The 2285-nt window shown below is 64.3% G+C and carries 2 protein-coding genes; both read left to right on the top strand.

The genetic code is table 11. The features are described 5' to 3' along the window. Positions 1-456: 456 nt before the first annotated feature. A complete protein-coding gene (locus tag NTX40_01560; GenBank protein MCX5647773.1) occupies positions 457-1485 on the top strand; it encodes a sugar phosphate isomerase/epimerase in 1029 nt (342 codons plus the stop codon). Positions 1486-1618: 133 nt separating this feature from the next. Beyond that, positions 1619-2285 (top strand): right-handed parallel beta-helix repeat-containing protein (locus tag NTX40_01555; protein MCX5647772.1); only part of this gene is annotated, 667 nt, incomplete at its 3' end.

Genomic DNA, 2285 nt, shown 5'->3' with positions numbered 1-2285 from the left:
ACACGCGGTCGGGCGTGCCCTCGCGGCGGAGGTTGGCGACAAGCCCTCTCCAGTGGCACTCCAGCGGCGCCTCCAAGCCTCGGAATCGCGGCATAACGGTGACCTTTCAGAGGAGGTCTTCGGCCGGGCAAGAGCAGGGGGATTCTACGAAGGCCCTCAGACCACGGCAACGGAAAAGGTCTGCCGTTCACGTTTCGCCGCCTCGCTTGTCCCTGTCCATGTTGGACCCCTTTCGGGGCGAGGCGCGTACTTCTGCCGTTCACGTTTAGCCGCGAGCCGCAGTCGAGCGCGTTTGCTGTGCTGTGTCTCCGTTCAATCCGCAATTTCACCCGCCGGCGGGCCGAATCCGAGAAAAGCCTTGCAGGATCATGGCAGCGAGAGACAATCAAAGATCAGAGGCCCACGGCTGCCGTGGGCAGGGGCATCCGGAAAATCCCGGACTGAGAGGGAACGAACATGGCCGAACGCATCAATCGCCGCAACTTCCTGAAGACGACTGCCGCCGTCGCCGGCGGCGCAGCCGGCCTGGGGCTCCCCCGCGAGCCGATCCTTCTCGGGGAGGGGGCGCCGGATTCCCAATCCCAGGGACGAACCACGAACCGAAAGGGCAAAGCGATGAAACTCGGATTCCACACCGACGCGTTTAACTCGGCCTACTTCAGTTTCGAAAAGTGCCTGGCGTGGGCGAAGGCCAACGCCGTCCGCTACATCGAGTGCGGCCTGATCGACGGCGTCTCATGGATTCACGGCCTGGGATACCAGCCCCACGTCGCCTTGTACGAAGACCCGCTCCTCTTGGCCCGTAAGATGGAGGGCTACGGCGTGCAGTTCTCCCAGGTCGATGCCGCCTACCCCCTCTCCGGCAAGGACGGACCGGTGCGCGGCGTGCCGTACGTCATGAAGGCCATCGCCTGGGCACACCAGATCGGATGCCCGAACGTCGATACGACCGACGGCATGCACAAGCCCGAGGGACTCTCCGACGACGAGGCCATGGACCTCATGAAATATGAGTATGAGCAAATACTCGAAGTCGCCGAGGCCCACCGGGTCTCCGTCAACATCGAGCCGCACGGTTACTTCACCACGCGGCCGGAGATGATGGAGAAGATGCTCGCCTTCGTCGACTCGCCGTTCCTGGGCCTCAACATGGACACCGGCAACACGTTCATCGCCGGGCAGGACCCGGCGGCGTTCCTGAAGCGGTTCCTGAAGAAAGTCCGGCACGTGCACATCAAGGACGTCTCGGAGTCGCTGGCGGCGGCGACGCGCGGCCGGCAGACGGGCATCGCCGTCAGCCAGTGCGCGCTGGGCGATGGCGCCAACGCCGCCAACATCCGCCAGTGTATCGAGATCCTCCGCGACTCGGGATACACAGGATTCTTGAGCATGGAATGCGAGGGGCAGGGCGGGCCGATGATCGAGCGGTCCCTGGCCTGGCTCCGCAAGACCCTGGACGAACTCAAGGTCCCGGTTGAACCATGACGCAAACCCCGCCCCCGCGTGCCTTTAAAGCCCGGGGATGAACGAAGTTTACCCGCCGGGGCGGATGAATCCCCGGGACGCCTTTCGCCGCCGTCGTGAGAATGCACTGCCGCCCCAAACGGAGGAGCCTTCCATGCACCGCTTGTCTGCTTTGGCCTGTTCTTTCGCTGCCCTGTTCCTGGCCGTCGGTGCCGCCTCGGCCGACACGCTCAAAGTCGGGCCGAATCAGAAGTACGCGAAACCCTCCGAAGCGTTCAGGGCCGCCAAGGACGGCGACGTGGTCGAGATCGACTCCGCCGGCGCCTACGACGGCGACGTGGCCACCATCACCGCCAACAGCCTCACCATTCGCGGCGTCGGCCCGCAGCGCGTCAAGTTGCCGGCCAATGGCCAGGATGCGGGCGGCAAGGCCATCTGGGTCATCCGGGGGAACGACGCGACCGTGGAAAATATCGAGTTCTCCGGCGCGCGGGTCCCCGATCGCAACGGCGCCGGCATCCGGCCCGAAGGCAAAAATCTCACCGTGCGGAACTGCCGCTTCTACGATTGCGAAAACGGCATCCTGGGCGGCGCTGGCGAGATCCTCCTCGAGTACTGCGCGTTCGAGCACTGCGGACCGGTCCCCGACCCGGCCACGCATTCCTTGTATATCGGGCAAGCCTGCACCAAACTCGTATTTCGCTATAACTACTCGACCGATGTGATCCAGGGGCACCTCCTGAAGACCCGCGCGAAAGAGAGTTGGGTCCTGTACAACCGCCTGACCGACGAGAACGGCACCGGCAGCGCGGTCGCGGATT

Source organism: Planctomycetota bacterium (genome assembly GCA_026387035.1).
Lineage (GTDB): Bacteria > Planctomycetota > Phycisphaerae > FEN-1346 > FEN-1346 > JAPLMM01.
Note: the sequence above shows the minus strand (reverse complement) of the source record. Positions and strands in the feature narration are given on the sequence as shown.

Excerpts from the sequence above, each read along its gene's own strand:
- NTX40_01560 (MCX5647773.1), top strand. The coding sequence starts at position 457 with ATGGCCGAACGCATCAATCGCCGCAACTTCCTGAAGACGACTGCCGCC.